General features: G+C 63.0%; 13 protein-coding genes. 10 read left to right on the forward strand and 3 right to left on the reverse strand.

All coding sequences use genetic code 11. The features are described from left to right. Window positions 1–90 precede the first annotated feature (90 nt). On the forward strand, window positions 91–837 hold the full coding sequence (locus RIE53_02265; GenBank protein MEQ9103503.1) for a YebC/PmpR family DNA-binding transcriptional regulator: 747 nt from the start codon (window positions 91–93) through the stop codon (window positions 835–837). After that, window positions 834–1376, forward strand: coding sequence for a crossover junction endodeoxyribonuclease RuvC (gene ruvC / locus RIE53_02270; GenBank protein MEQ9103504.1), 543 nt, complete (start codon window positions 834–836; stop codon window positions 1374–1376). Before RIE53_02265 ends, ruvC begins: the two co-directional genes overlap by 4 nt. A 265-nt stretch (window positions 1377–1641) precedes the next feature. Here ruvC and RIE53_02275 read toward each other — a convergent pair whose 3' ends face one another. Then, window positions 1642–1926, reverse strand: a complete 285-nt coding sequence (locus RIE53_02275) for a DUF4290 domain-containing protein (protein ID MEQ9103505.1) — start codon at window positions 1924–1926, stop codon at window positions 1642–1644. A 75-nt stretch (window positions 1927–2001) separates the two neighbouring features. Between RIE53_02275 and RIE53_02280 the strand changes: the two genes are divergently transcribed. The 7 genes from RIE53_02280 to clpP all read left to right on the forward strand — a co-directional run bounded on the left by RIE53_02280 (window position 2002) and on the right by clpP (window position 10625). Next, complete coding sequence (locus tag RIE53_02280) at window positions 2002–2274, forward strand: hypothetical protein (GenBank protein MEQ9103506.1); 273 nt, start codon at window positions 2002–2004, stop codon at window positions 2272–2274. A gap of 12 nt (window positions 2275–2286) precedes the next feature. Beyond that, window positions 2287–2901 (forward strand): CIA30 family protein, encoded by a 615-nt coding sequence (locus RIE53_02285; protein MEQ9103507.1) that lies wholly within the window; start codon window positions 2287–2289, stop codon window positions 2899–2901. 31 nt (window positions 2902–2932) lie between these two features. Continuing rightward, on the forward strand, window positions 2933–3892 hold the full coding sequence (locus tag RIE53_02290) for an ATP-binding cassette domain-containing protein (protein ID MEQ9103508.1): 960 nt from the start codon (window positions 2933–2935) through the stop codon (window positions 3890–3892). Further along, entirely contained in the window at window positions 3889–5169 is a 1281-nt protein-coding gene (locus RIE53_02295; protein MEQ9103509.1) for an ABC transporter permease, read from the forward strand. The genes RIE53_02290 and RIE53_02295 overlap by 4 nt, the downstream gene beginning before the upstream one ends. Before the next feature lie 18 nt (window positions 5170–5187). Continuing rightward, the gene (locus RIE53_02300) at window positions 5188–8394 is read left to right on the forward strand and encodes a BamA/TamA family outer membrane protein (protein MEQ9103510.1); all 3207 of its coding nucleotides are present in this window, start codon (window positions 5188–5190) and stop codon (window positions 8392–8394) included. A 136-nt stretch (window positions 8395–8530) separates the two neighbouring features. Then, on the forward strand, window positions 8531–9832 hold the full coding sequence (gene tig / locus RIE53_02305; GenBank protein ID MEQ9103511.1) for a trigger factor: 1302 nt from the start codon (window positions 8531–8533) through the stop codon (window positions 9830–9832). A gap of 97 nt (window positions 9833–9929) precedes the next feature. After that, a complete protein-coding gene (gene clpP / locus RIE53_02310; GenBank protein ID MEQ9103512.1) occupies window positions 9930–10625 on the forward strand; it encodes an ATP-dependent Clp endopeptidase proteolytic subunit ClpP in 696 nt (231 codons plus the stop codon). 33 nt (window positions 10626–10658) lie between these two features. Here the strand turns inward: clpP and RIE53_02315 are convergent, their stop codons facing one another. Next, window positions 10659–11132: a DinB family protein gene (locus tag RIE53_02315; protein MEQ9103513.1), complete on the reverse strand. Its 474-nt coding sequence runs from the start codon at window positions 11130–11132 to the stop codon at window positions 10659–10661. 25 nt (window positions 11133–11157) lie between these two features. Next, entirely contained in the window at window positions 11158–12087 is a 930-nt protein-coding gene (locus tag RIE53_02320; protein ID MEQ9103514.1) for an EamA family transporter, read from the reverse strand. 230 nt (window positions 12088–12317) lie between these two features. Here RIE53_02320 and RIE53_02325 point away from each other — a divergent pair, with 230 nt between their 5' ends. Next, a complete protein-coding gene (locus RIE53_02325) occupies window positions 12318–13646 on the forward strand; it encodes a T9SS type A sorting domain-containing protein (protein MEQ9103515.1) in 1329 nt (442 codons plus the stop codon). Window positions 13647–13649: the final 3 nt, after the last annotated feature.

Below are 13649 nucleotides of genomic sequence, written 5' to 3' on the forward strand. Positions count from 1 at the left end.
ATGTCAGGTTCCGAATCCCGCCGGCATTTGTGGGCGTTACACCGGCCATTCACAATCGCAATCTCCTGACCGCGCACCGCGCAGACTCCCATGGCTGGCCACAATAAATGGTCAAAGATCAAGCGGCAGAAGGCCGTAACCGATGCCCGGCGCTCCAAGGCCTGGGCCCGCATTACCCGTGATATCATGGTGGCCGCCCGCGAAAGCGGTGGCGACATCGGCATGAATCCGCGCCTGGCGCTCGCCGTGGACAAGGCCAAGGGCGAAAACATGCCCAAGGACAACATTGAGCGGGCCATCAAACGCGGCACGGGCGAAATCCAGGGCGCCGACTACGTCGAAATGGCGTACGAGGGCTATGCGCCGGGCGGCATTGCGGTTTTTGTTGATGCGCTCACCGACAACACCAACCGTTCGGTGGCCGACATCCGGGCCGTGTTTTCGAAGGCCGGCGGCAGCCTCGGCCAGAGCGGCTCCGTCGCGTTCCAGTTTGAGCGGAAAGGAGTTTTCGAGGTCCCGGCTGACAAATACGCCGAGGACACCCTCTTCGAACTGGCGGTGGAAGCCGGCGCGGAAAACCTGGAGCTCGAGGACGACATGTTCGTGATCACGTCGCCCGTCGAAGCCTTCGGCGACGTCCAGCATGCGCTTGAGAAGGCCGACATCGAGATTGCCGAGTCGTCCCTGCAGCGGATTCCGACCACCACGACGGTCGTCGACGCCGAGACCGCGCGCAAAGTGGCCCGCCTGATAGAAAAACTGGAAGAACTGCAGGACGTGCAGTCCGTCTGGACCACCATGGAGTTCACGGAAGACACCCTGGAGGCCATTGCGTGATTATCCTGGGCATTGATCCGGGGTCGCACGTTACCGGGTTCGGCGTCGTGCTGGCCGAGGACGGCCGTGAGCGGCTGCTGGACTCGGGCATCATCCGCGTGGCGGGCACGCCGGACCACCAGCTCCGCCTGAAGCGGATTTACGAGGGTGTCTGCGAACTGATCGGCCTGCACAGACCGGATTGGTGCGCCATCGAAATGCCCATCTACGGCAACAACGCGCAGTCCATGCTGAAACTGGGCCGCGCCCAGGCCGCGGCCATGATGGCGGCCCTGAACCACGAAATTCCCGTCCTGGAATACACCCCGAAGCAGGTCAAGAAGTCCGTCACGGGCAACGGAAACGCCTCAAAGGAGCAGGTCCATTACATGATCCGCTCCATCCTGCACCTGGCCGACGACTTCGCCCTGACCATGGACACCACCGACGCCCTCGCCGTCGCCCTCTGCCACGCCCACCGCGACGAGCCCACCACCGGCGGCGGCAAAAAAGACTGGGCCGCCTTCATCCGGAACAACCCGGAGCGGTTGAAGGGTTAGGGCGTGTTCACACTACGCCAGAACCCGCTGTAGCTGTCAGAAATGGCGTTTATCACGGCGAGAGGAGTGAAGTATGGCAGCGTCATACGAGTGACGAACAACACAGAGAAACGCCATTTCCGACGCTACCCGAAGGGACGGGGCCAATTTGGCACCCACCGGCGTTGTCCTCACCTCGAGTAACGCTGCTACACTTCGGCTCGTCCGCCTTGGCGGACACCAAATTGGCCACCGTCAGCGGGTTCTGGCGTAGTGTGAACACGCCCTAGTTCTTCAGCGTCACGCCGCGCTCTTCGTCGCGGAGCTTGATGATTTCCTTGACCTCGTCCTGGTCCACGTCGCCGTGGCTCATGCGGTGGATGAGGTGCGCAATCTGATTGCCCTTGTGGGCAGCCTGGTTCCACTCGGGATGGGCCTGCTCGATGATGGCGACCAGGATCCGGATGTAGCCGTAGCGCTCCTCCTTGGTGGGGATGGCACCGATCTTGCGGGCGAAGAGCTCGGCGTTGCGGCCTACCTGGCGATCGGAGATTTTTTCGAGCTTGGTCATATCCGTTGGGAATCTGATGGGATGCGTTCGGACGTGTGCATTCGCGCGCGGTTCCCTAATTTGCCATGGTCCGCCATGAAAAAAGACCTCACAACATATCGCCTGGAGCTATTGCCCATCGTGCCGGCGTTCCATCGTCGCGCACGCAACAAGGGCCGGTTCGACGATGGACAACTGGTCTATTACGGCCCCATGCCCTCGTATTACGGCATTGGTGAGGTGCGCCGCATGGTGGACGGCTTCGTGAGCGTGGATTTCCGGGGAACCGGGCAGTTCGGCGTCCACGAGGATGTCTTCCGCCCCGAGTACCTGATTCCCATTCCCGCTTCCACCCTGAATCTCCTCTGATCCGGATTCGTCATGAACCTGCGGCACGTACTTCTGGTAACGCTCCTTCTGGCCGGGTGCAGCGACGCACCCACCATCCGCCCCATGATTGGCGGCGAAGTGGACGACTTCGAGGACGGCGATCCATACAGCCTCCTCGGCACGACGTGGACGGCTGTTGCGGACGGGGGCGAAACCACGGCCACCATTTTCGTTGACTCGCAGAATCCCCACCCGGGTTCCGTGTACCACCTGACGGTGGGCGGGCAGCGTCCCCTCGGCAGCGCGGGCAACCAGGTCTCCGGTGTACGCCTGCCCATGGGCGCCGAAGGGACGGCCGCCGATGTATCCACGTTCGATGGCCTGGAGCTGTCCATGCGCGGATCCATGGGTACCTTCATCGTCCAACTGGGTACCGCCTCCGTCTCGGACTTCGATTATTTCAACGCCTACATCGTGGCCTCCGACGAATGGACCACGTTCCAACTCCCTTTCTCCAAGTTCAATCAGGAAGGATTCGGCAAGCGCGTAACCTTCACGGGTGAGGACGTAACGCACATAGCCGTCTTCAGCGGAAATGAAGGACCCTACGACATCGCCATCGACGACATCCGCTTCTACCGAGCGGAAGACCCGGATCAGGACTGATCGCCCCCAACGAATCACCCCAGACTGAATCATGCACACCCTCGACGTCCAAGGCGTCCGCAAGCAGTACGACACCGTGCTGGCGGTCGACAATGTGAGCTTCAAGGCCGAGCCGGGGCGCATCCTCGGGCTCCTGGGGCCGAACGGCGCCGGAAAAAGCTCGACCATCCGGATGATCACCTACATCACCATTCCGGATGAAGGTCGCATCCTTTTCGGTAATGAACCGGTCAGCCCCCGCACGCAGGCCATCATGGGGTATCTGCCGGAAGAGCGTGGCCTGTATCCGAAGATGAAAGTGGCCGAGCAGCTGGTCTATTTCGGGGAGCTGAAGGGGCTTTCGCGGGCCGATGCCAAGCGGAAGGCGGCCTACTGGCTGGACCGGTTCGGCGCGCGCGACTGGGTGAACAAGCCCACGAGCGACCTGTCGAAGGGCATGCAGCAGAAAATCCAGTTCATTGCGACCATCCTGCATGACCCGAAACTGCTCATCCTGGACGAACCGTTCGGCGGCCTGGACCCCATCAACGCCGACCTGCTGCAGTCCATCATCATGGAATTGAAGGACGACGGGCGGACCATCCTGTTTGCCAGCCACCGCATGGAACAGGTGGAGCAGTTGTGCGACGACATCTGCCTGGTATCGAAGGGCCAGATCGTGCTGTCGGGGCCGCTGAACGAGGTCAAGCGCCGGTTCGGCCGGAACACCGTCGAGATCGATTTTGAAGGCACCCCTGATTTCGTGGATGCACTCCACGGCGTCCGGGTCACCCAGCGCAGTTCGCGCCACGTGCAACTGCAGCTCGGGGAAGGATCCGATCCTGCGGCCATCCTGCAGGCCGCCATTGCCGGGACGGACGAGCTCATCCGATTCGAGCGCATGGAACTCCCCATGCGGGAAATATTCGTCAAGGCCGTAACCGAGGAGCAGGGAGCGGCGGCCGCTGCCGAAGCCGGCGCGGACGTCCAAACCGTTGGAGGTGCCAAATGAACCGGATTTCTGTCATTGCCCGCAACGAATTCGTGACCCGGATCCGCACCAAGGGATTCATCATCACGACGCTCCTGGGTCCCATCATCCTGATCGGGTTCTTCGTGGTCATCGGCATTGTGTCGGTGAAATCGCTGACACCGGACCGCAGCGAAATTGCCGTACTGGATCCCGGCGCGCGGCTCGTGGACCGGCTTGAGAACGACATGATTTCCTTCATGCCCGTCGACGTGCCGGAGGATTCCGCGCGGGCGGCCGTCCTCGCGGGCCAGTGGGACGGGTACCTCGTGGTGCCGGAGGACGTGAGCACGGGCGGGACGCTCCGCTACTACACCACGTCCGGAGGCGGGTCCATCTTTTCGTCCGACCTGCGCAATACGGTCGTGGCGGCCGTTCGGGCGCTGCGCGTGGAAGAACAGCAGGTGGAGGCGGATGTGTACGAGTCCATCATGGCCAATGTGGCCTTTGACACGGTGCAGCTCACCGACACGGGCGAGGACCGGGGCAATACGGCGGCCTTCATGGTAGTCGGCTTTTTCATGGGCTTCCTCATCTACATGGCCATGCTCATCTATGGGTCGGTGGTCATGCAGGGGGTCATGCAGGAAAAGACCAACCGGGTCGTGGAAATCATCGTGTCCTCCGTCAAACCGTTCGACCTGCTGCTCGGCAAGGTCCTGGGCATCGGCGCGATGGGATTGCTGCAGATGACGTTCTGGGCCATCCTGATTGCCGCCGGCACGTTCTTCTCGGGAGCTGTCATCAGCCTGTTCGTGGATCCGGCGTCCTTGCAACTGCCCGCGACGGCATCGACCGACGAGGTCCTGGCCGCCATGGACTTCACCGTACCGGCCATCGGCGCCGACCTGTTCGTCTGGTTCGTGCTGTATTTCCTTGGAGGATACATGCTCTACGCCACGCTTTTCGCGGCCATCGGCTCGGCGGTCGAGTCGCAGCAGGATGCGCAGGGGCTGACCATTCCGGTGATGATGCCCATCATCATGTCCATCGTCTTCATCCAACCGGTCATTGAGGCGCCTGACTCCACGCTGGCGACGGTCCTCTCGCTCATTCCGCTGACGTCGCCCATCCCCATGGTCGTGCGGATAGCCGTGACCGATGTGCCGCTGTGGGAGATCGCCCTGTCGTACGGATTGCTCGTCGTAGCCATCCTGGGCGCGGTCTGGATTGGTGCCCGGATATACCGCGTGGGCATCCTGATGTACGGGAAGAAGGCCACTTATCGGGACATAGCGCGTTGGATACGGCAGTCGTAACGCCGTACCCTGTCGTACATGCTCCGCAACCTCTTTGCTTCCATCCCGCAGCAGGCCGCCATCCGTCTCGTGATGTTGACGGCCCTCGCGTGCGTGGTGGCGCTGCCGGCGGAAGCGCAGTATTTCCGGTACGGCAAGAACAAGGTGCACAGTGAGGACCGGACGTGGTTCTACCTGCAGAGCCGGCACTTCACGGTGTACTGGCACGACGGCAACGAGGACCTGGCCGATTTCACCATCCGGGCCGCCGAGGACGCCTATGTCCAGGTCTCCCGCCTCTTCGATTTCCGTCCGACGCGGACCATTCCCATCATCCTGTACGAGGACCACGGGGAGTTCGCCGTCACGAATGCCGTGGACCTGCCCACGTACACGGACGGCATTGGCGGCGTCACGGAACTCTTCAAGAACCGGATAGCCCTTCCCTTCACCGGCGACATGCGGGATTTCCGGCGGGTGCTGCACCACGAAATCGTGCACGCCATGCTGAACGAGTATTTCTACGACGGGACCATCCAGACGTTGATTTCGGGCGGGCCGACCGTCCGCCTTCCACTCTGGTTCAACGAAGGTCTGGCTGAATATGCCGCCCTCGGTTGGGATACCCAGTCGGACATGTTCGTCCGGGAAGCGGTGCTGTCCGGGCACCTCGCGGACATCCGCAGGCTGTCCGGGTACTTTGCCTACCGGGGTGGCCAGGGCGTCTGGGACTATGTGGCGGAGCAGTACGGCCAGGAGAAGATTGCCGAGATCCTGCGCCGCGTAAAGACACTGCGCAACGTGGACCAGGCCTTCGAGCGCTCCATCGGCATGAATCTCGATGAGCTCAGCGCACGCTGGCACCGGGCCCTCCGGGAAATCCATTTCCCTGAAGTCACGGCGCGCGAAAGCATGGCCGATCTCGGCCGCGCCCTCATCACGCGGGAGCACGGGTTCTACAATGTCAGTCCCGCACTGTCCCCGCTGGGCGACCGGATGGTCTACATCACCACCACGCAGGGACTGTTCGACATCTACCTGACGAACACCGGCGGCGAGGCCGAGCCCGTGCGACTGATTGCCGGACAGACGTCCCGGGACTTCGAGGCGCTGCCCGTACTCACGCCCGGATTGTCGTGGGCGCCCGATGCGCGGCGCGTGGCCGCCGCCGTACGCCGCGGCAGCGTCGAGAGCGTGGCCATCCTGGATGTGCGCACCGGCCAGCGCCGACACATCGACGTCCCGGCCGTGCAGCAAATCCTGAGCCTGGACTGGAGCCCGGACGGATCCCGCCTGGCCCTCAGCGCCAGTACCGGGCAGCAGAGTGACATTTTCGTGCTGGACCTGGCCACGGAAACCCTGTCGGCCGTCACCGACGACGTGTTCAGCGACCACGAACCGACGTGGCAGCCGGACAGCCGGGGCCTCGTGTTCCATTCAGACCGGGGAGAGCCCGCGTTCGACCGGTTCAACCTTTTCCTGATCGACCTCGACTCGACGGATCGCATCCGCCGGCTCACCGATCATCCGACCTGGGACAGTTGGAGCGCGCGGTTCGGCGCATCCGTCCACGAACTGTACTACCTGTCGGATGCGAACGGCATCCCCAACATCCACATCATGGACCTCGAAACCGGCCGGTCGCGGCCCGTCACGGACCTGGACGTGGGCGTCATGCAACTCGCCGTATCCGGGGATGGTCGTACGCTGGCCGCGGTAGCGCTGCGCGAGGGCGTGCCGTCCATCCATATCGTGCGGGACCTCGCGCCCCGACGCCTGGCCGCCCCCCGGCCGAATGTATGGGCGCAGCGGGTGGAGCCGCCGGCTCCACCCGTACCGGGAGCGCCTGTAATAAACGATTCCGCCCAGATGTCCCCGGCCCTTGCCCTCGCCAACGAGACCGCCCGCACCCAGAATCCATTCCTTCGGGATATCCTGGACGGGCGGCCGTACGTGCGCGGACGGGACCGGGTGGCCCTGCTCGCGGGAGGGGCGCTCCTGCCCGAAGAGGCACCCCGTACGCCGCCCCCGCCGCCGGATTCCCTGTTCGGCGGGGTCACGGTGGACTTCGAAACCCTGCGCAATCACGGCCGGATTCCGCCCTCGGCCGACGTGCAGGCGCTCGGCGAGCCGGCGGCCGACGGGGCCCACGTGGATTCGACCGGGCGCTATGTGCCGCGCCGGTACAAACTGCGTTTCACGCCGGACATCGTCTACGGCGCGGCCGGCTACGATCCGCTCTACGGCGTGCAGGGCGTCACCCAGATGATGTTCAGCGACATGCTGGGCGACCACCGGTTCATGGTGGCCACGAACCTGCTGCTGGACCTGCGCAATTCGGACTACCTGATTTCCTACGACTATCTGCCGCGGCGCCTGGACTGGTCCACGTCGCTCTTCCACGTGTCCCGGCTGCTGGCCGATTTCGAGCGCACGAATCCCACCTACTACCGGTACCGGCAGTACGGCGCGCGCCTGGCCGTGCGGTTTCCGTTCGACAAATTCCATCGGCTGGATGCCGAAGTCGGTGTGGTGGGCGTCAGTCAGGCGGATATCACGGACGTGGCGCGCCCCACCCGGTCCCGGACCCTCCTCATTCCGCGCATTACCTTCACGCGGGACAACGCCGTGCCCGGATTCCTGTATCCGGTGGGCGGGTCCCGGTTCGCCATGGCGCTCTCGGGCAGTCCCGTGGCCCTGTCCAGCGACCGGATCCGGTTCGGCACCGTCCTGATGGATGCCCGGACGTACCTGTCGGCCGCCGGCAACCGGCTGGTCTGGGCGTTCCGCGTATCGGGCGCTGCTTCGTTCGGCCCGCATCCCCAGGTGTTCTACACGTCCGGCGTCCAGAACTGGATAAACCGGGATTTCGATGACGTGAACGGCTTCCCGATTTCGGATGTATCGGACTTCGTGTTTGCCACGCCCATGTCCCCGCTCCGCGGATTCGACATCAACGCAGCCAACGGATCGTACTTCGCGCTGGCCAACGCAGAATTCCGCTTTCCGCTGGCGGGCGACGTGGTGCTGTTTCCGCGCATTGAAGGGTTGGTTTTTGTGGATGCGGGCTCCGTCTGGGGGGGACGGACCACCACCGCAGCCCTGGATGACATCCTGGCCGGGACCGGCTTCGGTGTGCGAACCCTGTTCCTGGGATGGCCCGTCCGGCTCGACTTCGCCTGGCCCTTCGACGGCACCGAGTTCGGCGATCGGCGGACCTACATATCGGTCGGGTTGGATTTCTGATCGGGGCCTGGGCGCCAAGTGAGGTCCTGTGGATTCAGTTTTGGTGAAAACACTGCAGGACGGGCAACAAGCCCTTCTCCCACAGGTATTTCAGCGATTACCGTCCACCGCCTCTTTTCCGAGCCACCCCACGCGCATGCAGACCGAAATCAAGAACCTGTCCGACGTCGAGCTCCAGCTCGAAATCACCGCCACCTTCGATGACATGAAGGAAGACCTGGAGAAGGCACTTCGGGCCCAGCGCACGCGGACGACCATGAAGGGCTTCCGGCCGGGCAAGGTCCCCACGTCCATGGTGCAGAAAATCTACGGAAAGGCCCTGGCCTACGGCGTGGCAGAGGATCTGGTGCAGCGAACGTTCCAGGAGGAAGTGCTCAAGGACGGCAAATACGATGTGCTCGGGCAGCCGACCATCACCGACCTGGAATTCGACTACGATACCAAAGGCAACCTGACGGCCACCGTCGGTTTCGGCATCCGCCCGACGTTCGAACTGCAGGACATGTCGAAGACGGAAATCCGCCGCCTGGTGCACACGGTCGAGGACGACGAAATCGAGAAGGAAGTCCAGGCCATGCTGGAGTCCCGCGCCGAGTTCTTCCCTGAGGAAGGTCCGGCCACCAAGACCTCCTACGTGGTCGTGGACCTGGAGCGCGTGGACGAGAAGGGCGAGACGGTCGAAGGCAGCCGCCAGGAATCGGTCCCCTTCCTGCTGTCGGACGAGAACCTCATGCCGGCCCTGCGCAAGGGCCTCACGGGCGCCAAGGAAGGCGAGACGGTGGACGTGAAATTCCCTGCCCACGACTCGGACGAGGAGCGCTCCTACAAGATGACCGTCAAGGAAGTCAAGCGCCGCGAACTTCCGGAGCTGACGGACGAACTGGCCAAGGAGCTCACCAACGAGCAGCTGGAAACGGCCGACGCGCTGCGTGCGGAAATCCGCAAACAGGTGGAAGGCGGCTGGAAGAAGCGCCAGACCGAGATGTTCGAATCGGACGTGGTCGAGGCCCTGATTGCCAAGCATGATTTCCTCATTCCGGCCTCGGTCGTGGAAATGTACCAGGATGCCTACGTCAAGGAGCTGAAGAGCCGGCAGAAGGACGACAAGCTGCCCGCCGGATTCGACGTGGATGCCTACAAGGAGTCGCGTCGCGAGGAAGCCGAGGATCAGGCCCGCTGGATGTTCATCCGCGATGCCATCATTGCGAAGCACAACCTCGAGGTCAGCGACGAGCAGATGGACGCCCACTACGCGCAGATGGCCGAAGAGGGCGGCTTCCCGGCCGAGATGATGAAGCAGTACTACCAGTCCATGCCGCAGATGCTGCAGAACGTGCAGGAGCGCATGCTGTCGGAGCAGGTGTTCAACACACTGGCTTCCGAAATGAAGGTCACGGAAGTGGATCTGGAAACGTACCGCAAGAAGGCGGAGAAGTAGCCACCGCGCACGCGCGTCGCGGCGCGGAACCCGCCCGGACCGGGAAGGGTTTGCAGGACACCTCACTTCGCAGGGCACTCCACAAATCCACGGTTCCATGGTCGACGATTTCCTGAAGTTCAGCCGCAGCCTCGGCAAACTCCCTTCCGACATTTACTCGGGCCCGTCCCGTGACGGCCAGATGAGCACGCTCGTGCCCATGGTCGTCGAGCAGTCCAGCCGTGGCGAGCGCGCGTACGACATCTTCAGCCGTTTGCTGAAGGAGCGGATTATCATGCTCGGATCGGGCATCAACGATGCCGTAGCCAACCTCATGGTCGCCCAGCTCCTGTACCTGACGAGCGAGGACCCGGACCGGGACATCAACATCTACATCAACTCGCCGGGTGGTTCCATAGACAGCGGTCTCGCCATCTACGACACCATGCAGTACATCCAGCCCAAAGTCTCGACCATCTGTGTCGGACTTGCGGCATCCATGGGCTCGGTCCTCCTGGCGGCCGGCGCGAACGGCAAGCGCGCGGCGCTGCCCAACTCGCGCATCATGATCCATCAGCCCTGGATGGGCGGCGTGCAGGGCCAGGCATCGGACATCGAAATCCATGCCCGCGAAATCCTGAAGATGAAGCAGGTACTCTACCAGATCCTGGCCGACCACTCGGGACAGACGCCCGAGCGGATTGAATCCGACGGCGACCGCGATCACTGGATGAGCGCAGCCGAAGCCAAGAACTACGGCCTCATTGACAACGTCCTGACGCCGGGTACCAACACCCAGAAGAAGGCGGAGTAGCCAGAGGGTGTCGCGCGCGTGAGCCCGGTCTGATCAGTCCCCGGCGGCGGTCAGAACGGCTTTCAAATGATGCTCCAGGTGGTCCGTGTAATCCACGACCAGCGCCAGCAACGTCATGGGCGGGTAGGTGCCTATCCGGCATTCCTTGTCGGCAGCGGCATCCGGAAGATGCGCCATGACGCGGGCGAGGGTCTGGTTGTACAGCGTCCACAGCGTCACCAGGTGGTCCCAGTCCATGTCCTGCCAGGCGGCCAGTTCCACGGACCGGTTCTGGTCGTACTGGGGAAACCGGAAGGGCCCATCGGCGAAGGGCGCCCGTACGAAGCGCTGATGATTGTTCGATGCGCTGTCCACGAGATGCCCCATGATCTCCAGTCGGGACCATTTTCCGGGAGCTGGCCGATGCGCCGCGGTCTCGTCATCGATGTCCCGGAGGAGCGGGGTGGTCTGGCGGATGACGGCGGAAAGCCGCTCGGATTGCTCGCGGAACGTGGTGGTTTCGGACATGGGTTTCCGGGATCGGGTTCGTTGATCAGGTTTCGGATTGGAGGAGCGGGTCTACGCGGGCTCGGCGGTCGCGCCCGAAATACACGATGAGGGCTACCGCCGAGGTCAGGATGCACATGGCCAGGCCAGTGCGGGGTGTCAATGTCTCCGACGCCAGCCACCAACCCAGCAGGACCGCGACGACCGGGTTAACGAAGGCATAGGATGCGACCTGCTTCGACGGCACGTGCTTCAGCAGCCAGACGTAGGCCGAGTAGCCCACGAGGGAGCCGAACACCACCAGATACGCCCAGCTCAGGAACGACCGGGCGGTGACGTCGGTGGGCGAGAATCCGCTCCATTCCCCCCAAGCGGCCGATACCACCGCCAGGAAGAGGCCGGCCCCGATCATCTGGGCGGCCGCGGACATGAGCGGATCCTGGGGCATGGTGCTGCGCTTGCTCTGCATGGACCCGATGGACCAGGACGCCGAGCCGAAGAGCACGGCCAGGACGCCGATACCGGCCGCCCCGGAGCGCAGATCGGGGCCGGCCAGGATGCCGATGCCGATGGCGCCCAGCACCAGGCCGAGCACCACCTGCCAGACGGGCGCGCCCCCGTTGAAAAACTTCCAGTCAATGAGCACCATCCAGAACGGGACGGTCGTGACGACGAGGGCTATCACCCCCGACGCCACATGCTGCTCGGCCCAGGCCACCGCGCCCGTACCCACGCCCAGGCTCAACGCCCCCACCCAGAAGGCATGCAGGACCGGCGCCCGGAGTGGCGGGGGCGTGCCCCTGAGCCGCAGCCCCCCATACAGGATGGCCCCCGCCACGCCGAACCGGAGGGCCAGCATCATGAACGGCGGCAAGGTCTCGATGGCGAACGCAATCGAAATGTAGGTGGACCCCCAGATGACGTAGACCGCCAGGAAGGCCAGGAGTTTTTTCATGAGCGACGGCGTGTCAAGCATGAAGGGAAAGCATGGATCGGGGTCCGGATGGGAGTTCAATGCCCATCATGACATTAGTTTCACTCACGATCCTGATGCACGTTTTCAGTCTGGCTCAGGGTGAAGTGTTCGTGGAGCCTTGTTGCGTCGAAACCCGGCATTTCCGTTTCCGTGTTTGTGTGGATTACGGACTCGCGCCGGGCTGCCATCGAGTCTACCCTTTCACCCCCGACCCTTCTGGTCATCCGCTCATGAACCGAATTCTCTTTTTCCTCGCCCTGTTGGCTGCTGCCTTCGTGCAGCACGTCCACGCCCAAGCCGTCGGCGTGGTTGACGACGTCACCTACTTCGCACAGTCCGAGCCTGGTGGATCGCTCGAGCTGCAATCGCGCTCTGTCTTCGAATACAATGGCCCGTACGTCACCCAGTCCACCGACGAAGTCTGGACCGGCCAGTCCTGGGCGCCTGAGTCCCGCACCACGTACTCCGGTAACCTCTTCAACATGGAGACCGGAAGCTCCGTGTGGAACGCCGTGTCGGCGTCATGGGAGCCCGTCGACCAGACGACCATCGAGTGGTTTTTCGACCTCTTCACGGGCGAAATCATGGCTCCTGCCTCTGAAGTCTACGCCATCTGGGACGGCACGGCGTTCGTGAACGATACCCGCACCGTCTACACCTACGACGACAACGCGGTCATCGAAGTGGAACAGACCGACACGTGGAATGGTGGGGCATGGATACCGACCGAACGCGAACTGTACACCGAGGAGAACGGCCAGGTCATGGTTACGACGCAGGAATATGACGGAGCCGCGTGGACCAACACGGCGCGCGTGACCTGGCCGTTTGCTACCCGCGCGGAGTTCCAGGAATTGGCACTTGAACTGGCCCAATCCAGCGTCCACTACGACGGAATCCTGCTTATCCTCGCCTCCCTCCCGGTCACAACGACCGACTATTGGACCGGATCGGACTGGATGCCCGCGGAACGGGGAAACGCGCTCTACGACTTGTTCACCGGCAGACGTCTCAGCGTGACCCAGGAGATGTTCGACGGTCAGACGTGGACGGCCGTCAGCCGCTTGTCCTTCGCGTACAATGAGTCGGGCCAGATGACCAACTTGACGTTCGAGTTGGCCGATGGACCCGAAAGCTGGTCTGCCTGGCAGTCCGATTCATATACCTGGAACGACAAGAACGACCTCGCCAGCATCTCGTCAGAAATTTTCCCGGGAACCGAATTTGCCATCCTTACACGGACGGACCTGACCTGGAGGTATTTCAGCGTGGACACGGAGCCCGATCCACAGCCGGTCTCGCATGAACTGCTGTCGACCTGGCCGAACCCGTTCAACCCGTCGGCGCAGATCGGCTACCGCGTGGCAACATCCGGTGACGTGACCGTGGCCGTGTACGACCAACTGGGCCGTCACATTGCCACGCTGCACGACGGATTCCAGTCCGCCGGGGAGCACCAAGTGACCTTCCGCGCCGACCACCTGCCCAGTGGCAATTATGTCGTACGAATGACCACGCCCGTCGGGCAATCGACGCGTATGATGACCCTGTTGAAGTAGGTC

The organism is Rhodothermales bacterium (genome assembly GCA_040221055.1).
GTDB lineage: Bacteria > Bacteroidota > Rhodothermia > Rhodothermales > UBA10348 > 1-14-0-65-60-17.

What these genes read in the sequence shown, in the direction of transcription:
- RIE53_02320 (MEQ9103514.1), bottom strand. Translation starts at nt 12,087, where the DNA reads ATGCTTGACACGCCGTCGCTCATGAAAAAACTCCTGGCCTTCCTGGCG.
- RIE53_02265 (MEQ9103503.1), top strand. Translation starts at nt 91, where the DNA reads ATGGCTGGCCACAATAAATGGTCAAAGATCAAGCGGCAGAAGGCCGTA.
- RIE53_02290 (MEQ9103508.1), top strand. Translation starts at nt 2,933, where the DNA reads ATGCACACCCTCGACGTCCAAGGCGTCCGCAAGCAGTACGACACCGTG.
- tig (MEQ9103511.1), top strand. Translation starts at nt 8,531, where the DNA reads ATGCAGACCGAAATCAAGAACCTGTCCGACGTCGAGCTCCAGCTCGAA.
- RIE53_02300 (MEQ9103510.1), top strand. Translation starts at nt 5,188, where the DNA reads ATGCTCCGCAACCTCTTTGCTTCCATCCCGCAGCAGGCCGCCATCCGT.
- RIE53_02315 (MEQ9103513.1), bottom strand. Translation starts at nt 11,132, where the DNA reads ATGTCCGAAACCACCACGTTCCGCGAGCAATCCGAGCGGCTTTCCGCC.
- RIE53_02275 (MEQ9103505.1), bottom strand. Translation starts at nt 1,926, where the DNA reads ATGACCAAGCTCGAAAAAATCTCCGATCGCCAGGTAGGCCGCAACGCC.
- clpP (MEQ9103512.1), top strand. Translation starts at nt 9,930, where the DNA reads ATGGTCGACGATTTCCTGAAGTTCAGCCGCAGCCTCGGCAAACTCCCT.
- RIE53_02325 (MEQ9103515.1), top strand. Translation starts at nt 12,318, where the DNA reads ATGAACCGAATTCTCTTTTTCCTCGCCCTGTTGGCTGCTGCCTTCGTG.
- RIE53_02295 (MEQ9103509.1), top strand. Translation starts at nt 3,889, where the DNA reads ATGAACCGGATTTCTGTCATTGCCCGCAACGAATTCGTGACCCGGATC.
- RIE53_02280 (MEQ9103506.1), top strand. Translation starts at nt 2,002, where the DNA reads ATGAAAAAAGACCTCACAACATATCGCCTGGAGCTATTGCCCATCGTG.
- RIE53_02285 (MEQ9103507.1), top strand. Translation starts at nt 2,287, where the DNA reads ATGAACCTGCGGCACGTACTTCTGGTAACGCTCCTTCTGGCCGGGTGC.